Raw genomic sequence first — 18,776 nt, 5'->3', positions numbered from 1 at the left:
AAAATACACAAATAATTAACAATTAATTATCAATAAAAAGACAACTAAAAAACGAAAATTCAATCTTTCGAATGCTGAATCGTTTAACGGAAAATAGCGTAGCGAAATAAGCTCCAATAATTTCCGAATGCTATCCCGCACAAAACAACAAATATTTTTTTTGCCGATGGCGGTTATTTCACCGTTATAATTTCGTGTCGTTATTACAACAGGAAATAACCTTTCGCTTTTTACTTCATGTCATCTGCGTTTTCCGCAGTGACATGAAATCCAGCAACCCACCGGTCAGGATACCCACGATGGCGAGAAACACGCCAGCATCAAGCAGGTGGGTTTCAAAAGGAAGCGACAAGGTGGTCGTCGCATTCATGATGAGTACCGCGAGCCACACTACCAGCGCAAGACAACCAGCCATCAGCAGACGCAGGGCAAACCGATAGGCAGCCTGATATTCCGTGCGCGGCATGAAGTGTTCCGTCCGCTGGGTATATTCCAGCGTCTGGCGACAGACCAGCAGCAATAAAATCCCCGGCACGGCCGCCACCACTGAGAAGAGATAAAACGTCGGCCAGCCGTGGGCTTCAACAAACCAGCCCGCGACGGGGCCAACGTATACGCGACCGACGGCAGAAAGGGCAGAGAGCAGCGCAAACTGGGTGGCGGAAAATGACTTATTGCACAGCGTCATCAGCAGGGCGACAAATGCCGCAGTGCCCATACCGCCACACAGGTTTTCAAAAAATACCGCCGTCGCCATGCTGATCATATGCTTGTCGGTGATCGACAGCAGCCAGTAACCGGCATTCGATGCGCCCTGAAGGATGCCAAAGATCAGCAGAGCACGGAACAGCGACAGGCGCTGCATCAATACGCCGCCGTACAGCGCGCCGACGATCGTGGCAAACAGCCCCAGGGTTTTGTTCACCACGCCAACCTCGCCCGCATCAAATCCGACGCCGCGGATCAGGAAGGTGGTGGTCAGACTCATGGCGAAAGCGTCGCCGAGCTTATAAAGGACAATCAGCAGCAGGATAAGCCAGGCATTATTGCGACCAAAGAAGTCACGGAGCGGTGCGGCGACGGCCTGCTCCAGCGAGCGGGGGACCGGAATCACATCGCTCGGTTCAGGCGCGAATAGCGTGGCAATAATGCAGGGGATCAGCAGAGCGGCCATCAGCCAGTACATTCCCTGCCAGCCGAGATAGCGATCGGCAAGCCAGAGGGCCAGCCCGCCGGAAACCAGCATACCCAGGCGGTAGCCAAGCACGCTGATTGCCGCACCGGCGCCACGCTCTTCTGCTGGCAGGACGTCCGTCTTCCAGGCGTCAAAAACAATGTCCTGCGAAGCGGAGCAGAAGGCGATGACCACCGCAAGCGCGGCCATCCAGCGCAGCTGTGTTGACGGCTCAAGGAAACCCATTGCGGCAATGGCCAGCAACAGCAGCACCTGCGTCATCACTAACCAGCCGCGACGGCGCCCGAGGAACGGTGGGGTATAGCGATCCATCACCGGCGACCACAGGAACTTAAAGACGTAAGCCTGGCCGACGAGCGAGAAGAAACCAATGGTTTTAAGATCGATGTTCTCAACCGTCATCCACGCCTGTAACGTGCCGGAGGTGAGCGCAAGGGGTAAACCGGAGGCGAAACCAAGGATCAGCAGAATAGCTGATTTCGGTTGCTGGAAAATACGTAAGTAGTGACTGGACATGTTTTTATGAACTGACCCGGTGAAGCACCGGGTCAGTCAGCAGGATTAACGGGCGTTCTGCTTGATGAAGTCGTGAATGCTGGTGTCCTGTGCCATGTCGGCAATGGTGTCAGTCAGCACGCTGTTAACCGCGTCAGCGATATTTTTGTTGGAGGCCTGGAATGCGCCTTCAACGGAATAGCTTGCACGGTAGTTTTTGTTCATTTTGTTGCCGTTCTTCGCGGTAGCGATGATGGCGATATCGGCTTTGGTCGCAATGTTGTAGCGAACGTTACCCTGGGAGACGTCAGCGTACAGGTTGTTCACGATGATTTGCAGATCAACCGCGCCGCTTGGGCCAATCATGTAGCCACGGGAGGTCATCTGTTTCTCCAGCACTTCCTGCAACAGGAAGCGCAGGTCGCGGGAGGCGGTCAGCGTGACCTGCTGGTTGTCGCGAGTCATTTTCGCCAGCGCCTGGTCCTGACGCTGATCGGCGCCATTAATGCTGACCGTGACGCCCATCAGGCTTGGATCCTGCTGAGGCAGGGTAATTTTTGGTGAAACGTCAATGGTCGTCGGCGGAGTCGCGCAGCCGGCGAGCATAAAGAGTGCTACCAACGGAAAGAAGAGTTTTTTTAACATTTTCGGGTTCTCAACGAATCGTAAGCAAAGAGAGAAAAATTGCCGCCATCATAACATCGCCAACGGCCAGGGGAAGTGGTCAACGCATGTAAATTCATCGCCTTGTCCGAAAACTGACCACCTTTCCGCTTTTCTCTGCCTGTAAGGGACAAAACGTATGAACCACATAGTGAACTTCATTCGTTTGGATGAGAAAATCAGACGAAAGCTAAATATTTGTTGTCAAGGTGTAATGGAACCGGTAAAAGCGGCTAATATTTAAAGGGATGGGTGACATCTTAGCGTTGTCGGAGGAGTGATTTCATGATGATACGTGAACAGATAGAAGAAAAATTAAGGGCAGCGTTCAACCCTGTGTTTCTCGAAGTTGTCGACGAAAGCTATCGTCATAACGTGCCGGCAGGTTCTGAAAGCCACTTTAAAGTGGTTCTGGTCAGGGATCGCTTCACGGGAGAACGTTTCCTGAACCGACACCGCTTGATCTACAGCACCTTGACGGAAGAACTCTCCACAACCGTACATGCGCTGGCGCTGCATACCTACACCATTAAGGAATGGGAAGGGCTACAGGATACGGTATTCGCATCACCGCCTTGTCGGGGTGCAGGCTCCATCGCCTGATAAATCGGATTTGCAACCGCCGGAGTTTTTCCAGTATGTTGCTTACAGATTTCGTCAAGACGGCCTTCGGGCCGTTTTGTTTTGTCTGATTTTTGAGCGGATGGCGCGTTTTTAAGGCTAAAAATAGCCTTAAAGTGTGAAAAAAGCCGCAGCAACATGCTCCAACCGTTCTCGACTCACCTAAGTGATGCCGCTATAATGCCGCGTCTTATTGAATGTCTTCGGGATGATTCTGGCGACAGGGAATGTGAATCTGCACATAAGAGAGCATCCCGGTATAACAGACAGATTCAGAGTTGACCGAGCACTGTGATTTTTTTGAGGTAACAAGATGCAAGTTTCAGTTGAAACCACTCAAGGCCTTGGCCGCCGTGTAACGATTACTATCGCTGCTGACAGCATCGAAACTGCTGTGAAAAGCGAGCTGGTCAACGTAGCAAAAAAAGTACGTATTGACGGCTTCCGCAAGGGCAAAGTACCAATGAATGTTGTTGCTCAGCGTTATGGCGCTTCCGTGCGTCAGGATGTGCTGGGTGAACTGATGAGCCGCAACTTTATCGACGCGATCATCAAAGAAAAAATCAATCCAGCCGGCGCGCCGAACTACGTTCCAGGCGAATACAAGCAGGGCGAAGACTTCACCTACTCCGTAGAGTTCGAAGTGTACCCGGAAGTTGAGCTGAAAGGTCTGGAATCTATCGAAGTTGAAAAACCGATCGTTTCCGTGACCGACGAAGACGTTGACGGCATGCTGGATACCCTGCGTAAGCAGCAGGCGAACTGGAAAGAGAAAGAAGGCGCTGTTGACGCGGAAGACCGCGTAACCATCGACTTCACCGGTTCTGTAGACGGCGAAGAGTTCGAAGGCGGTAAAGCGTCTGATTTCGTACTGGCGATGGGCCAGGGTCGTATGATCCCAGGCTTCGAAGACGGTATCAAAGGCCACAAAGCGGGCGAAGAGTTCACCATCGACGTGACCTTCCCTGAAGAATACCACGCTGAAAACCTGAAAGGTAAAGCAGCGAAGTTCGTTATCAACCTGAAGAAAGTGGAAGAGCGCGAACTGCCAGAACTGACTGAAGAATTCATCAAGCGTTTCGGCGTGGAAGATGGTTCTGTTGCGGGCCTGCGTACCGAAGTGCGTAAAAACATGGAGCGCGAGCTGAACGGCGCTGTACGTAACCGCGTGAAGTCTCAGGCGATTGAAGGTCTGGTGAAAGCGAACGACATCGACGTTCCTGCTGCCCTGATCGACAGCGAAATCGACGTTCTGCGCCGTCAGGCTGCACAGCGCTTCGGTGGCAACCAGCAGCAAGCGATGGAACTGCCACGCGAGCTGTTCGAAGAGCAAGCGAAACGTCGCGTTGTTGTTGGCCTGCTGCTGGGCGAAGTGATTCGTACCCACGAGCTGAAAGCTGACGAAGAGCGTGTGAAAGGCCTGATCGAAGAGATGGCTTCTGCATACGAAGATCCATCAGAAGTGATCGAGTTCTACGGTAAGAACAAAGAGCTGATGGACAACATGCGCAACGTCGCGCTGGAAGAGCAGGCTGTTGAAGCGGTACTGGCGAAAGCGAAAGTGACCGAAAAAGAGACCTCTTTCACCGAACTGATGAACCAGCAGGCGTAATTTCGCCCCAACGGTTTAAAGTTTGAACAAAAAACCCGTTGCCCTCCGGCGACGGGTTTTTTTTATCACAGCTTTAGTCCTGGAAGGGTGCTAAAACGCCCTTTCAGTGTTAGCGTTACAACAAAACGTTGTTATGCTTGAAATAGGGCATGGCGACCCCCATTAGTATGTAATCACGATGATTGAGACTGGCTGATAATCCGTCCATAAGGTTACAATCAGTACAGCAGGTGTTTTCAATTTTGAACCAGGAGACGGAAATGTCATACAGTGGCGAACGAGATAACTTTGCACCCCATATGGCGCTGGTGCCAATGGTTATTGAACAGACCTCACGCGGTGAGCGTTCTTTCGATATCTATTCCCGTCTGCTCAAGGAACGCGTTATCTTTCTGACCGGCCAGGTGGAAGACCATATGGCTAACCTGATCGTGGCGCAGATGCTGTTCCTGGAAGCGGAAAACCCGGAAAAAGACATTTACCTGTACATCAACTCGCCGGGCGGTGTGATTACGGCGGGCATGTCTATTTACGACACCATGCAATTCATCAAGCCGGATGTCAGCACCATCTGTATGGGTCAGGCGGCGTCCATGGGGGCTTTCCTGTTAACCGCAGGGGCGAAAGGTAAGCGTTTCTGCCTGCCTAACTCCCGCGTGATGATTCACCAGCCGCTGGGTGGTTACCAGGGCCAGGCGACGGATATTGAAATCCACGCCCGAGAAATTCTGAAAGTAAAAGCGCGCATGAATGAACTTATGGCGCAGCATACGGGTCAACCTCTCGAGCAGATCGAGCGCGATACCGAGCGCGATCGCTTCCTCTCTGCACCAGAGGCAGTTGAGTACGGCTTAGTCGACTCCATTTTGACCCATCGTAATTGATGCCCGCGACGCGAGTGTGCCGCTATACTAAGGTAGGGCGGCACGTTGCCTGTAAGCAGCTTGCGTCTGAGAATGGCATTTGCGTCGTCATGTGCGGCACATAGAACTTAAAAAGAGGTTTGGACTCATGACAGATAAACGCAAAGATGGTTCGGGCAAACTGCTGTACTGCTCTTTTTGCGGCAAAAGCCAGCATGAAGTGCGTAAACTGATTGCCGGGCCGTCCGTGTATATCTGCGACGAATGCGTCGATTTATGTAACGACATCATTCGCGAAGAGATTAAAGAAGTCGCGCCGCACCGTGAGCGCAGCGCGTTACCAACGCCACACGAGATTCGCCACCACCTGGACGACTATGTCATTGGTCAGGAGCAGGCGAAAAAAGTGCTGGCGGTGGCGGTATACAACCACTACAAACGTCTGCGTAACGGCGATACCAGCAATGGCGTAGAGCTGGGCAAAAGTAACATTCTGCTGATCGGGCCTACGGGTTCTGGTAAAACCCTGCTGGCGGAAACGCTGGCGCGCCTGCTGGATGTTCCGTTCACCATGGCGGATGCCACCACCCTGACCGAAGCCGGTTATGTGGGTGAAGACGTTGAAAATATTATCCAGAAGCTGCTCCAGAAGTGCGATTACGACGTACAGAAAGCCCAGCGCGGGATCGTCTATATCGATGAGATCGACAAAATCTCCCGTAAATCAGACAACCCGTCGATCACCCGTGACGTCTCGGGCGAGGGCGTGCAGCAGGCGCTGCTGAAGCTGATCGAAGGTACGGTTGCGGCTGTTCCACCGCAGGGTGGGCGTAAACATCCGCAGCAGGAATTCTTGCAGGTTGATACCTCCAAGATCCTGTTTATCTGCGGTGGTGCGTTTGCAGGCCTGGATAAAGTGATCTCTCACCGTGTGGAAACCGGCTCCGGCATTGGTTTTGGCGCAACGGTGAAAGCCACGTCTGAAAAACCAAACGAAGGCCAGCTGCTGGCGCAGGTTGAGCCGGAAGATCTGATCAAATTCGGTTTGATTCCGGAATTTATCGGCCGTCTGCCGGTTGTGGCGACCCTGAACGAACTGAGCGAAGACGCGCTGATTCAGATCCTGAAAGAGCCGAAAAACGCGCTGACCAAGCAGTATCAGGCGCTGTTTAATCTGGAAGGCGTTGAGCTGGAGTTCCGTGACGAAGCGCTGGACGCGATTGCCAAGAAAGCGATGGCGCGTAAAACCGGTGCCCGTGGCCTGCGTTCTATTGTAGAAGCAGCATTGCTCGACACGATGTACGATCTTCCTTCTATGGAAGACGTCGAAAAAGTTGTGATCGACGAGTCCGTCATTGGTGGCCAGACCAAGCCGTTACTGATTTACGGTAAACCGGAAGCGCAGCAGGCATCTGGCGAATAATTCACCATTTCATACAATCAGTTAATCAAAAAGGGGGGATTTTATCTCCCCTTTACTTTTTCCGTATTCATGGCGTTGAATGTATGGGAAACATCCCCATATACTGGATTACATGTTAATGGTTGTGTGAAGCACAGTTACATGACCAGTTTACCTGGCGGACACTAAACTAAGAGAGAGCTCTATGAATCCTGAGCGTTCTGAACGCATTGAAATCCCCGTATTGCCGTTGCGCGATGTGGTGGTTTATCCGCACATGGTCATACCCTTATTTGTAGGGCGGGAAAAATCTATCCGTTGCCTCGAAGCCGCCATGGATCATGATAAAAAAATCATGTTGGTCGCGCAGAAGGAAGCATCAACGGATGAGCCGGGTGTAAACGATCTTTTCACCGTCGGGACCGTGGCCTCTATTTTGCAGATGCTGAAGCTGCCAGACGGCACCGTGAAGGTGCTGGTGGAAGGCTTACAGCGTGCGCGTATTACCACTCTGTCAGACGATGGCGAGCACTTCTCTGCGAAGGCAGAGTACCTTGATTCACCGGAACTTGATGAGCGCGAACAGGAAGTGCTGGTACGCACCGCGATCAGCCAGTTCGAAGGCTACATCAAGCTGAATAAGAAAATCCCACCTGAAGTGCTGACGTCGCTGAACAGCATCGACGATCCTGCACGTCTGGCGGATACCATCGCTGCGCACATGCCGCTGAAGCTGGCTGACAAACAGTCCGTGCTGGAAATGTCCGACGTTAACGAACGTCTGGAATACCTGATGGCGATGATGGAGTCGGAGATCGATCTGCTCCAGGTTGAGAAGCGCATTCGCAACCGCGTCAAAAAGCAGATGGAAAAATCGCAGCGTGAGTACTATCTGAACGAGCAAATGAAAGCCATTCAGAAAGAGCTCGGCGAGATGGACGATGCGCCGGATGAAAACGAAGCGCTGAAGCGTAAGATCGACGCGGCGAAGATGCCGAAAGAGGCGAAAGAGAAAGCCGAAGCTGAGTTGCAAAAGCTGAAAATGATGTCTCCGATGTCGGCGGAAGCGACCGTTGTACGCGGCTACATTGAGTGGATGGTGCAGGTTCCGTGGAATGCCCGCAGCAAGGTCAAAAAAGACCTGCGTCAGGCCCAGGAAATCCTCGATACCGACCACTACGGCCTGGAACGCGTGAAAGACCGCATTCTTGAGTACCTCGCGGTACAGAGCCGTGTGAACAAAATCAAGGGCCCAATTCTGTGCCTGGTAGGGCCTCCAGGGGTGGGTAAAACCTCTCTGGGCCAGTCCATCGCCAAAGCGACCGGGCGTAAGTACATCCGTATGGCGCTGGGCGGCGTGCGTGATGAAGCGGAAATCCGCGGCCACCGTCGTACCTATATTGGTTCCATGCCGGGCAAGCTGATCCAGAAGATGGCGAAAGTGGGCGTCAAAAACCCGCTGTTCCTGCTCGATGAGATCGACAAAATGTCGTCAGACATGCGTGGCGATCCGGCGTCGGCGCTGCTGGAAGTGCTTGATCCAGAGCAGAACGTCGCGTTCAGCGATCACTATCTGGAAGTCGACTACGACCTGAGCGACGTGATGTTCGTGGCGACCTCCAACTCCATGAACATTCCTGCGCCGCTGCTGGACCGTATGGAAGTGATCCGTCTCTCCGGTTATACCGAAGACGAGAAGCTGAACATTGCTAAACAGCACCTGCTGCCGAAGCAGATTGAGCGTAACGCGCTGAAGGCTAACGAGCTGACCGTTGAGGACAGCGCCATTGTTGGCATTATTCGTTACTACACCCGTGAAGCGGGCGTGCGTAGCCTCGAGCGTGAGATCTCTAAGCTGTGCCGTAAGGCGGTGAAACAGCTGCTGCTGGATAAGAGCCTGAAGCACATCGTGATTAACGGCGACAATCTGCATGCGTACCTGGGCGTTCAGCGCTTCGACTATGGTCGCGCGGATAACGAAAACCGCGTTGGCCAGGTGACCGGTCTGGCATGGACGGAAGTGGGTGGCGATCTGCTGACCATCGAAACCGCCTGTGTCCCGGGCAAAGGCAAGCTGACCTACACCGGTTCACTGGGTGAAGTGATGCAGGAGTCCATCCAGGCGGCGCTGACCGTGGTGCGCGCGCGCGCGGAAAAACTGGGTATCAACCCGGATTTCTACGAAAAACGCGACATTCACGTTCACGTTCCGGAAGGGGCGACGCCGAAAGATGGCCCAAGCGCGGGTATTGCCATGTGTACGGCGCTGGTTTCCTGCCTGACAGGGAACCCGGTTCGTGCTGATGTGGCCATGACCGGTGAAATTACGCTGCGTGGTCAGGTACTGCCTATCGGCGGGTTAAAAGAAAAACTGCTGGCGGCCCACCGGGGTGGGATCAAAACCGTATTGATCCCTTACGAGAATAAACGCGATCTGGAAGAGATTCCGGACAACGTTATTGCCGATTTGCAGATCCATCCGGTGAAACGCATTGAGGAAGTTCTGACTCTCGCACTGCAAAATGAACCGTCCGGAATGCAGGTTGTAACCGCAAAATAGTGACCTCGCGCAAAGAGCGCCAATAAAAACAAGGCTGGTAAGTCATTTCGTACTTGCCAGCCTTTTTTTGTATAGCTAATTTAGATTGCTGATTGGGTTAGCCATCAACAACGGGTGTTGTAAGGTCATAGCAGGACTGATATAACTGCTGCGCGGTCGCGCTGTGAAGGATTCAGGTGCGATATAAATTATAAAGAGAGGAAGAGAACAGTGAATAAATCTCAACTGATTGACAAAATTGCTGCGGGTGCTGATATTTCTAAAGCTGCAGCGGGACGTGCTTTAGATGCTTTAATTGCTTCTGTTACTGAATCTCTGCAAGCTGGGGACGACGTTGCACTGGTAGGCTTCGGTACTTTTGCGGTTAAAGAGCGTGCAGCCCGTACTGGCCGCAACCCTCAGACCGGCAAAGAGATCACCATTGCTGCCGCTAAAGTGCCGGGTTTCCGTGCAGGTAAAGCGCTGAAAGACGCAGTAAACTGATTGCTTTCCCGCTCCAGGGAAGCTGAAAAGTACAAGGGCGCATCGTTTGATGTGCCTTTTTTGTTTGTCCAGACCTGATTTGTGCGAGTTTATGCGAGTTGTGGGCTGACAATTGCCCTGTTTTCTTGTCACAATACGCCTTTACGCGCGACGGTCAGGATTTTCCGTCAGCGTCAGGTAACCAGTCACCTACAGCGGAGTGTTGTTACACCATGATGGACAGCTTACGCACGGCTGCTAACAGTCTCGTGCTCAAGATTATTTTCGGTATCATTATCGTGTCGTTCATATTGACCGGTGTGAGTAGTTACCTCATCGGCGGTGGCGCGAACTACGCCGCAAAAGTGAATGGCCAGGAAATTAGCCGTGGGCAGTTCGAGAACGCTTTTGCTGGTGAACGTAACCGCATGCAGCAACAGCTGGGCGACCAATACTCTGAACTTGCAGCCAACGAAGGCTATATGAAAAACCTGCGTCAGCAGACGCTGAACCGCCTTATTGACGAGGCGCTGCTGGATCAGTACGCGAAAAGCCTCGGTCTGGGCATCAGCGATGAGCAGGTTAAAAAAGCCATCTTCTCAACGCAGGCTTTCCAGTCTAATGGGAAGTTCGACAACGCGCGTTACAACAGCATTGTTAACCAGATGGGTATGACGGCTGACCAGTACGCTCAGGCGCTGCGTAACCAGTTGACCACGCAACAGCTGATCAACGCGGTGGTGGGCACCGATTTCATGCTGAAAGGCGAAACTGAAGAGCTGGCGGCACTGGTGGCGCAGCAACGCGTGGTGCGTGAAGCGACAATTGATGTCAACGCACTGGCAGCGAAACAGCAGGTCAGTGACGCTGAAGTTAATGCTTACTACGAGCAAAACAAGAACAACTTCATCTCTCCGGAACAGTTCCGCGTAAGCTATATCAAGCTGGATGCAGCTGCAATGCAGGAAAACGCGACTGACGCCGAGATCCAGTCTTATTACGACCAGCATCAGGATCAGTTCACTCAGCCGCAGCGTAACCGTTACAGCGTGATCCAGACCAAAACGGAAGCAGAAGCGAAAGCCGTGCTGGACGAGCTGAACAAAGGCGCTGATTTCGCCACCTTAGCGAAAGCAAAATCCACCGACATTATTTCTGCCAAAAACGGCGGTGATATGGGCTGGCTGGAAGAGTCTACTACCCCGGACGAGCTGAAAAATGCAGGCCTGAAAGAGAAAGGCCAACTGTCTGGTGTAATCAAATCCTCCGTTGGTTTCCTGGTGGCGCGTCTGGACGATGTTGTGGCGGCGAAAACCAAGCCGCTGGCTGACGTTCGTGATGATATCGCCGCGAAAGTGAAGCAGGAGAAAGCGCTGGACGCCTTCTATGCTCTGCAACAGAAAGTGAGCGATGCCGCAAGCAATGACAACGAATCACTGGCGGGCGCTGAGCAGGCTGCTGGCGTTAAAGCGGTTGAGACGGGCTGGTTCAGCCACGAAAACCTGCCGGAAGAACTGAACTTCAAACCAGTTTCAGATGCCATTTTCAATGGTGGTCTGGTCGGTGAGAACGGTACGCCGGGCAGCAACTCAGACATCATTACCGTTGATGGTGACCGAGCGTTCGTACTGCGCGTCAGCGAGCACAAAGCCGAGGCAGTGAAGCCCCTGGCGGAAGTGAAAGATCAGGTGGTGGCGCTGGTCAAACACAACAAAGCGGCACAGCAGGCAAAACTGGATGCAGAGAAAATTCTGGCCGACCTGAAAGCCGGTAAGAACGATGCGCTGAAAGCGGCTGGCCTGAGCTTTGGCGAAGCAAAAACGCTGAGCCGTACCGGTCAGGATCCTGTCAGCCAGGCGGCCTTTGGCCTGAGCCTGCCGGCGAAAGACAAACCTGTCTTTGGCACCACGACCGATATGCAGGGTAACGTGGTGGTTCTGGCGCTGGATGAAGTGAAAGCCGGCACGCTGCCAGACGCGCAGAAGAAGGCCATGGTTCAGGGAATTACCCAGAACAATGCCCAGATTGCTTTCGAAGCGTTGATGAGCAACCTGCGTAAAGAAGCCAAAATCAAGCTGGGTGATGTGGTCACTCAGGAGCAATAATTACGTATCTGCTCGCAGATTTTCGTAACGCTCTGCAAAAACTAAAGGCCGCTTTCGCGGCCTTTTCCATTTCTGCAATCTGCTGTTTGTCCCGGTTTTCACGTGCGGTTATCGTGGCGTGGCTGTCAACAAACAAGGAGAAAACAGCATGAAATGTGGAATCAAAGCACTGTTAATTACCCTGGCGATTGCCACTTCCGGGATGAGTGCGGGCGCGCTGGCGGCGTCCCCCTCGGCTAAAGCCCAGGCTGCACAAACTCAGGCCGATGCAACGTCACAAGGTCAGGTTAAAGCCAACGCGACGGCCAGCACGAAAGCCATTGAGGTCGAGGGTACGCGGGTCAGTATCAATACTGCCTCTGCGGACGATCTTGCCCGCGTAATGAATGGCGTGGGCCTCAAAAAAGCGCAGGCCATCGTCAGCTATCGTGAAGAGTATGGTCCTTTCAAAACCCTTGACGATCTCAAGCAGGTGCCGGGTATGGGCAGCGCGCTGGTTGAGCGCAATCTCGCACACCTGACGCTGTAATCGCGTAATCACTTGCACTGCGGCAAAAATTTGCCAGGATAAAGAGGTCATACCAGTTATGACCTCTGAACCTATAACAACTAAAGGCTATTGCGCTATGCAGACACAAATCAAAGTCCGTGGTTATCACCTCGATGTTTACCAGCACGTCAATAACGCCCGCTACCTTGAATTTCTTGAAGAGGCGCGCTGGGACGGCCTGGAGAACAGCGAAAGCTTCCAGTGGCTGACCGCACACAACATCGCGTTTGTGGTCGTCAACATCAACATTAACTACCGCCGCCCGGCTGTGCTGGGGGATGTGCTCACCGTGACGAGTGAGGTCCAACAACTGAATGGCAAAAGTGGTGTATTGAGCCAGGTCGTTACGCTGGAGCCAGAAGGGCAGGTGGTGGCCGATGCGCTGATCACTTTTGTCTGTATCGATCTCAAAACCCAGAAAGCGTTGCCGCTGGAAGGGGAGTTGCGCGAAAAGCTGGAGCTGATGATCGCGTAAATTTTTGTCTTTTATAAAAGACAAAAAGGGTTTTCAGGGATAAAATCATGAACAGGGACTACGTTGTTAAACGTTACCGAACCCGCGACGGAAAAATACCGTTTGAGGATTGGGTAGCAAAGTTGAGACGAAAGGATCCGGAGCTGGCGTTTCGGATCCTTCTGCGAATCGACCGCGCGGAGAAGGGGAATTTTGGCGATTACCGTTATCTCAGAGAGGGTGTCTGGGAGTTGAAGGTTGATTGTGGTCCCGGTTATCGAGTCTATTTTGCAGTCCAGCATCGGGAAATCTTATTATTGCTGATCGGCGGTGACAAAAAGAGCCAGAAAGCGGATGTGATGCTGGCAATAGACTACTGGAAAGATCATCATAAGGATAAACCCCATGAGCAAAAGTGAGCGAAAATTCTCAAGTACCGTCAGCCATGATGAAGCTGTAGTCAAAATGCTGCGCAAAAATCCTTCTTACGCGCAACTCTATCTGCAAATTGCACTGGATGAAATTTACGAAGACCAGGGGATCCCAGCCTATTTGATTGCCCTCAGACGCGTTATCGAAGCGCGCGGCGGTATCGGAGAGATTTCAGCCAAAGCGGGGCTTTCACGTCAGCAGCTATACCGCACCCTGTCCGAAAATGGTAACCCAACGCTGACTACACTGATGAAGATCACCCGTGCTGCCGGTGTAAAACTGTTCGACAGCACGGTCAGGTAGCCCTTATTTCAGCCCGGTCTTTTTCTGCATTGCGGCCATCACGCCCGCTTTATCCGCAAGGTAATGATTCAGACCGTTCGCGCGCAGGTTACAGGCGGCACACTGCCCGCAGCCGTCCCCTTTAATGCCGTTGTAGCAGGTCAGGGTCTCGTTGCGAACAACATCCAGCTTGCCCCAGTAGTCGGCGAGCGCCCAGGTTTCAGCCTTATCCAGCCACATCAGCGGCGTTTCGAAGCGGGTCTCTTTTGCCATTCCCAGATCGACGGCGTGATTGAGTGCTTTCACGAATTCATCCCGACAGTCCGGGTAGCCAGAGAAGTCCGTCTCACACACGCCCGTGATCACCGCTTCGGCTTTCACCTGGTAGGCATAGATCGCCGTCAGGGTCAGGAAGAGAATGTTGCGGCCCGGTACGAAGGTGTTCGGAATGCCGCTGGCATCCGGTTCGTAATCAGGCACCGGAATGCTGTCGCGGGTGAGGCTGCTGACGGCCAGTTCATTCAACAGCGTGACGTCCAGCACTTTATGAGCGCGGGCGCCCAGTTTGAGAGCCAGTTCACGAGCGACATCGATTTCAGCGCGATGACGCTGACCATAATCAAAAGTGACGCAGTGCACTTCATCATACTGGTGAAGCGCCTGAATCAGGCAGGTGGTGGAATCTTGTCCTCCGCTGAACACGACGACGGCACGTTTCATAGATCATCTCGACAGTTACAGTAAAAGCGTCATGTTAACGCCTGGCTAAAGCGGCGACCAGCTTCTTCACGCGTTTGGGGGAGGAAGCCAGGCTTCGGTGAAGTCAAACCAGCCGCGAGTGTTAAGGCGTATGCCGTTGACGCCCGGAGGCGCGCTGATTTGATACTGGTAGTTAAAGAGCGGCGTCAGGACGGCTGACTCCATTAACCGGCTGAATATAGCCTGAAGTCCTGCGTGTCGGTCACGCTCGTCGGCCTGCGTCTGCACCGCATCCAGCGTGGCCTGCAAATGGGCGTATGCCGGTGCGCTCAGCAGATGCGGCCAGAGCGCATCGCAGCGGAGCCACTGCTCAAGCGTGTACGCTGGCGCTTCGCCAATCAGTCTGTCTCCCATCATGATGTCTGCATCGGCAAGCTGCTGGCACCCGTCCCACGTTTTGGCGTCGTGAAAGATGACGGTCAATTCACAACCCTGCCGCGCAAGGTATGCTTTTAACTGGCTGGCCATGGTGTGAAGCTCAACCGGCAGGTGGTAGACCAGCGTCAATGCCTCTGGCAGCGCAACGTCGGTTAAATCAGGCCATTGGGGGATCGCCCAGCCGGGAAGCAGTTCCTCGGTAGGGGTGATGAGCCCTTCGTTCAGGGGAAGCGTGTGCAGCAGCGTTGAGAGATGAATGATATTAATCAGCCGCTTTGCCTGAAGTTCGCTCAGACGCGGGCTCTGTTTCAGCGTGAGGTAGCAGAAACCCAGACTGGTGCTGTTACTCACCAGCCGCAGGCTGGCCAGCTCGTCGGCCTCGCCAATGGCGATTTGCACCGGGTGGCGACAGCTGGTGCCCAGACTGTAGTCAAAAAGCTGGGGCGTGATCCAGTACTCGATAGCCTTAAGCAACGGATGGCCAAGGTGATACTGCTCGTGGCTTTCCAGACGCACCAGTTCAGGCTCAAAAACGCTCAGCCGAAAGGGACCGCTGCCCACCACGGGGTAATAGGGATGCGCCAGACGGCTACAGTAGGTTGCCAGCCTGTGCGCCAGCCAGTAGTCAGGTTGATGGAGAATAAACGTCAGGCACTGCGGATGCGTGGTTTCGATACGTAAGACGCTGCGGAAAAGCGTGCCCATGCCGGGCTGCGATAACAGCGCCGTCAGGCTTTGCCGGAGCTGTGCCGTCTCTATTTTATCGCCGTTATGCCAGTGCAGGGTGGAGCGAATGTAGAAATGCCAGCGCAGGCCGTCAGCAGAGACTTCCCAGTGATGCGCCAGATCGCCCGTGGGTTCACTGCTGTTTCCATTAAAACGCGTCAAACCAGAGAATACCTGTCCCGCCAGATGCTGCTCCGCCCGGCCAGGGAGAAACCCCGGCTGAAGCGGCTCCAGCGAGCGATAGTAGGGAATACGCAGCGTCGGCGTATCGTTCTGCCACTGCCCGCCCATAAACGGATGCAGCAGCGATCGCAAATCTTCAGGCGCGAGCTGGGCCAGCTCCAGCGCGTTGTGCTGCTGTCCACTTTTCAGGGCCTCTTCCATCATCGTATTACGCAACGAGTCCGGGGTGACGTGAAAGCGTAATTCCCCACGCTTACCTCGTCCGGAGCGGGCGTGCCAGCTTAACCAGCCCGCCTCCTGCGCCTGGCGCAGCAGGGTGCGAACATGTCGCTCGCTGCAAAAGCAGCGGCTGGCAAGCTCGCTGATGGTCACCTGCTGCGGTGCGCCGGCGGAGGGGTGCCACAGACGCTGATACTGGTTAAGACGATTAAGCTGGCGCATGAAAAACCCGGAACAATAATTATCATCTATTCACTATTACTTCCGTATATCTCACGTAATACTGATGCACAAGTTAACCGCATCACATTTCGGGAGTAATCATGGCTCGGCTCGCTGCATTTGATATGGACGGCACGCTGTTAATGCCGGATCACCGTTTAGGGGAGAAAACCCTGAACACACTTAAGCGCCTGCGCGAGCGTGAAGTCACCCTGACGTTTGCCACTGGTCGTCATGTGCTGGAGATGCGCCATCTGCTGGGGACATTTGCCCTCGATGCGTTCCTGATCACCGGCAACGGGACGCGCATTCACTCCGTCGACGGCGATGTGCTGCACCGTCAGGATCTGAACCCGGAAGTGGCGGACATTGTCCTGCACAGCACCTGGGATACGCAGGCCAGCGTGCATGTTTTCAATGATGAAGGCTGGTTTACCGGGCGTGAGATCCCGGCCTTGCTGCACGCTCACGTTTACAGCGGCTTTAAATATCAGCTTATCGATTTGCGCCGCATTCCGGCACACAAGGTGACCAAGATCTGCTTCTGTGGCGATCACGACGATCTCTGCCGTCTGCGTATTCAGCTTAACGAGGCGCTGGGCGACCGGGCGCACCTGACTTTCTCGGCGGTGGACTGCCTTGAAGTGCTGCCGGTGGGCTGTAACAAAGGATCTGCGCTGGCGGTGTTGAGCGATCATCTGGGGCTGACGATGCAGGACTGTATGGCCTTTGGTGACGCCATGAACGACCACGAGATGCTGAGCAGCGTGGGCCGTGGGTTGATTATGGGGAACGCGATGCCGCAACTTATCGCCGCGCTCCCGCATTTACCGGTTATCGGACACTGTCGTAACGAAGCGGTGTCCCATTTTTTGACGCATTGGCTGGACAAAAATAACCTCCCATATTCCCCCGAATAGTGAGACCCTTCCAGCAAGCCAGGCTAAAGCCTGGCTTTTTTTTTATTTCACCAGCTGCGAAATCTGCGCTTTCCACGGTTCGACATCGCCAATATTGGCCTGCACCCATTCTGCGTTGTAATAGGTGTCCAGGTAGCGCTCCCCGCTGTCGCACAGCAGCGTGACGACAGAGCCGGTACGGCCTTCTTCGCGCATCCTCGCGGCCAGCTGTAGCGCGCCCCACATATTGGTGCCGGTAGAGGCTCCGACTTTACGGCCAAGCTGTGTCTCCAGCCAGTGCGCCGTCGCGACGCTGGCGGCGTCCGGCACGCGGAGCATCTCATCCACAACGTCCGGAATGAACGAGGGTTCGACGCGCGGGCGACCAATCCCTTCGATCTTGCTCCCCACGGGGCTGCGCAGGCTGGCATCGCGGGATTGCCAGTAATCGAGGAACACCGAGTTTTGCGGGTCAACCACCATCAGCTGCGTATCATAACCCTGACAGCGGATATAACGTCCGATGGTGGCGGAGGTTCCGCCCGTGCCCGCGCTCATGACAATGTAAGAGGGGACAGGATGCGGCTCGTGGGTCATCTGGCGGTAAATGCTGTCCGCAATGTTATTATTGCCGCGCCAGTCGGTGGCGCGCTCGGCGAAGGTAAACTGGTCCATATAGTGACCATTTAGTTCGCGAGCCAGCATTTCGGAGGCCGCATAGATTTCGCAGGCGCTTTCCACAAAGTGGCAGCGTCCGCCGTAAAATTCGATCTGTTCGACTTTACGTTTCGCCGTGCAGGAAGGCATCACGGCGATAAACGGCAGACCCAACAGGCGGGCAAAGTAGGCTTCGGAGACGGCAGTTGATCCGGACGACGATTCAATAATCGTGGTGCCTTCTTTAATCCAGCCGTTACATAAACCGTATAAAAAGAGTGAACGCGCCAGGCGATGCTTCAGGCTGCCGGTAGGATGGGTGCTTTCATCCTTCAGGTAAAGCTGAATGCCGGGAAATCCGGGCAGAGGCAGGCGGATCAAGTGGGTGTCTGCCGAGCGCTGATAGTCGGCATTTATTTCGCTGATGGCATGTTTAACCCAGGTGCTATTCATCGTAGTTATCCGTTTGTCATTTTGTGCCCAGCATAGCGAAAAGCACAGAAAAAATTGTTGCTATCTGACCTTTAAAATAGAATGTAAGGAGAATAATTTTCTCTTCGAGGTGGCTATGTTAGATAAAATTGACCGTAAGCTGCTTTCTTTGCTGCAAAGCGACTGCACCCTCTCTTTGCAGGCGCTGGCAGATGCCGTTAATCTGACCACCACACCGTGCTGGAAGCGCCTCAAGAAGCTGGAAGATGATGGCATTCTGCTGGGACGTGTGGCGTTGCTGGATCCCGAAAAACTGGGGCTTGGACTGACCGCCTTCGTCCTGATAAAAACGCAGCATCACAGTAGCGAATGGTACTGCCGCTTCGTCACGCAGGTTTCCGACATGCCTGAGGTGCTCGGCTTCTGGCGCATGGCGGGGGAATACGACTATCTGATGCGCGTTCAGGTGGCAGATATGAAGCGCTACGATGATTTTTACAAGCGGCTGGTCAATAGCGTACCGGGCTTGTCCGATGTCACCTCCAGTTTCGCCATGGAACAGATTAAATACACCACAGCGTTACCCATTGAATAACTTCTTAAAA

The 18,776-nt window shown here is 53.7% G+C and carries 18 protein-coding genes; 13 read left to right on the top strand and 5 right to left on the bottom strand.

The window, feature by feature from the left end; translation table 11 throughout:
* Positions 1–235: 235 nt before the first annotated feature.
* Both ampG and ACNQ0W_RS02645 read right to left on the bottom strand, forming a co-directional pair.
* Positions 236–1,711 (bottom strand): muropeptide MFS transporter AmpG, encoded by a 1,476-nt coding sequence (gene ampG, locus ACNQ0W_RS02650; RefSeq protein ID WP_062932299.1) that lies wholly within the window; start codon positions 1,709–1,711, stop codon positions 236–238.
* Positions 1,712–1,756: 45 nt separating this feature from the next.
* Complete coding sequence (locus ACNQ0W_RS02645) at positions 1,757–2,335, bottom strand: lipoprotein (protein WP_062932298.1); 579 nt, start codon at positions 2,333–2,335, stop codon at positions 1,757–1,759.
* A 303-nt stretch (positions 2,336–2,638) separates the two neighbouring features.
* On the opposite strand from ACNQ0W_RS02645, the gene bolA reads away from it, so the two are divergent.
* The 11 genes from bolA (at position 2,639) to ACNQ0W_RS02590 (ending at position 13,717) form a co-directional block, all read left to right on the top strand.
* Complete coding sequence (gene bolA, locus ACNQ0W_RS02640; RefSeq protein ID WP_417933168.1) at positions 2,639–2,956, top strand: transcriptional regulator BolA; 318 nt, start codon at positions 2,639–2,641, stop codon at positions 2,954–2,956.
* 331 nt (positions 2,957–3,287) lie between these two features.
* Complete coding sequence (gene tig, locus ACNQ0W_RS02635) at positions 3,288–4,586, top strand: trigger factor (RefSeq protein ID WP_015571277.1); 1,299 nt, start codon at positions 3,288–3,290, stop codon at positions 4,584–4,586.
* Between the two features lie 260 nt (positions 4,587–4,846).
* Positions 4,847–5,470 (top strand): ATP-dependent Clp endopeptidase proteolytic subunit ClpP, encoded by a 624-nt coding sequence (gene clpP, locus ACNQ0W_RS02630; protein WP_006809880.1) that lies wholly within the window; start codon positions 4,847–4,849, stop codon positions 5,468–5,470.
* 127 nt (positions 5,471–5,597) lie between these two features.
* Positions 5,598–6,872 (top strand): ATP-dependent protease ATP-binding subunit ClpX, encoded by a 1,275-nt coding sequence (gene clpX, locus ACNQ0W_RS02625; protein WP_006809879.1) that lies wholly within the window; start codon positions 5,598–5,600, stop codon positions 6,870–6,872.
* Between the two features lie 184 nt (positions 6,873–7,056).
* Positions 7,057–9,411, top strand: coding sequence for an endopeptidase La (lon, locus tag ACNQ0W_RS02620; RefSeq protein WP_006809878.1), 2,355 nt, complete (start codon positions 7,057–7,059; stop codon positions 9,409–9,411).
* A gap of 210 nt (positions 9,412–9,621) precedes the next feature.
* Positions 9,622–9,894 carry a nucleoid-associated protein HU-beta gene (gene hupB / locus ACNQ0W_RS02615; RefSeq protein ID WP_002444653.1) on the top strand — a complete coding sequence of 91 codons (273 nt, stop codon included), beginning with the start codon at positions 9,622–9,624 and terminating at the stop codon, positions 9,892–9,894.
* Positions 9,895–10,106: 212 nt separating this feature from the next.
* Positions 10,107–11,978, top strand: coding sequence for a peptidylprolyl isomerase (ppiD, locus tag ACNQ0W_RS02610; protein WP_045142051.1), 1,872 nt, complete (start codon positions 10,107–10,109; stop codon positions 11,976–11,978).
* A 148-nt stretch (positions 11,979–12,126) separates the two neighbouring features.
* Positions 12,127–12,507, top strand: a complete 381-nt coding sequence (locus tag ACNQ0W_RS02605; protein WP_062932296.1) for a helix-hairpin-helix domain-containing protein — start codon at positions 12,127–12,129, stop codon at positions 12,505–12,507.
* Between the two features lie 97 nt (positions 12,508–12,604).
* Positions 12,605–13,003: a YbgC/FadM family acyl-CoA thioesterase gene (locus ACNQ0W_RS02600; RefSeq protein ID WP_017694410.1), complete on the top strand. Its 399-nt coding sequence runs from the start codon at positions 12,605–12,607 to the stop codon at positions 13,001–13,003.
* Between the two features lie 47 nt (positions 13,004–13,050).
* Positions 13,051–13,401 carry a type II toxin-antitoxin system RelE/ParE family toxin gene (locus ACNQ0W_RS02595; protein ID WP_062932295.1) on the top strand — a complete coding sequence of 117 codons (351 nt, stop codon included), beginning with the start codon at positions 13,051–13,053 and terminating at the stop codon, positions 13,399–13,401.
* Positions 13,388–13,717, top strand: a complete 330-nt coding sequence (locus ACNQ0W_RS02590; RefSeq protein ID WP_062932294.1) for a DNA-binding protein — start codon at positions 13,388–13,390, stop codon at positions 13,715–13,717. The genes ACNQ0W_RS02595 and ACNQ0W_RS02590 overlap by 14 nt, the downstream gene beginning before the upstream one ends.
* 3 nt (positions 13,718–13,720) lie before the next feature.
* On the opposite strand, the gene queC is transcribed toward ACNQ0W_RS02590, so the two are convergent.
* Positions 13,721–14,416, bottom strand: a complete 696-nt coding sequence (queC, locus tag ACNQ0W_RS02585) for a 7-cyano-7-deazaguanine synthase QueC (protein WP_045142053.1) — start codon at positions 14,414–14,416, stop codon at positions 13,721–13,723.
* A 66-nt stretch (positions 14,417–14,482) separates the two neighbouring features.
* Complete coding sequence (locus ACNQ0W_RS02580; RefSeq protein ID WP_062932292.1) at positions 14,483–16,183, bottom strand: SgrR family transcriptional regulator; 1,701 nt, start codon at positions 16,181–16,183, stop codon at positions 14,483–14,485.
* 101 nt (positions 16,184–16,284) lie between these two features.
* Here ACNQ0W_RS02580 and cof point away from each other — a divergent pair, with 101 nt between their 5' ends.
* Positions 16,285–17,103 carry an HMP-PP phosphatase gene (gene cof / locus ACNQ0W_RS02575; protein WP_045142054.1) on the top strand — a complete coding sequence of 273 codons (819 nt, stop codon included), beginning with the start codon at positions 16,285–16,287 and terminating at the stop codon, positions 17,101–17,103.
* 42 nt (positions 17,104–17,145) lie between these two features.
* Here cof and ACNQ0W_RS02570 read toward each other — a convergent pair whose 3' ends face one another.
* A complete protein-coding gene (locus ACNQ0W_RS02570; protein ID WP_062932291.1) occupies positions 17,146–18,192 on the bottom strand; it encodes a PLP-dependent cysteine synthase family protein in 1,047 nt (348 codons plus the stop codon).
* Positions 18,193–18,307: 115 nt separating this feature from the next.
* Here ACNQ0W_RS02570 and ACNQ0W_RS02565 point away from each other — a divergent pair, with 115 nt between their 5' ends.
* Positions 18,308–18,766, top strand: coding sequence for an Lrp/AsnC family transcriptional regulator (locus tag ACNQ0W_RS02565; RefSeq protein WP_015571267.1), 459 nt, complete (start codon positions 18,308–18,310; stop codon positions 18,764–18,766).
* The last annotated feature ends 10 nt before the right edge of the window (positions 18,767–18,776 follow it).

The sequence above is a fragment of the Enterobacter cloacae complex sp. 6730903 genome (genome assembly GCF_048283985.1).
GTDB classification, from domain to species: domain Bacteria; phylum Pseudomonadota; class Gammaproteobacteria; order Enterobacterales; family Enterobacteriaceae; genus Enterobacter; species Enterobacter hormaechei_C.
This window is presented reverse-complemented; position numbering and strand designations above follow the sequence as displayed.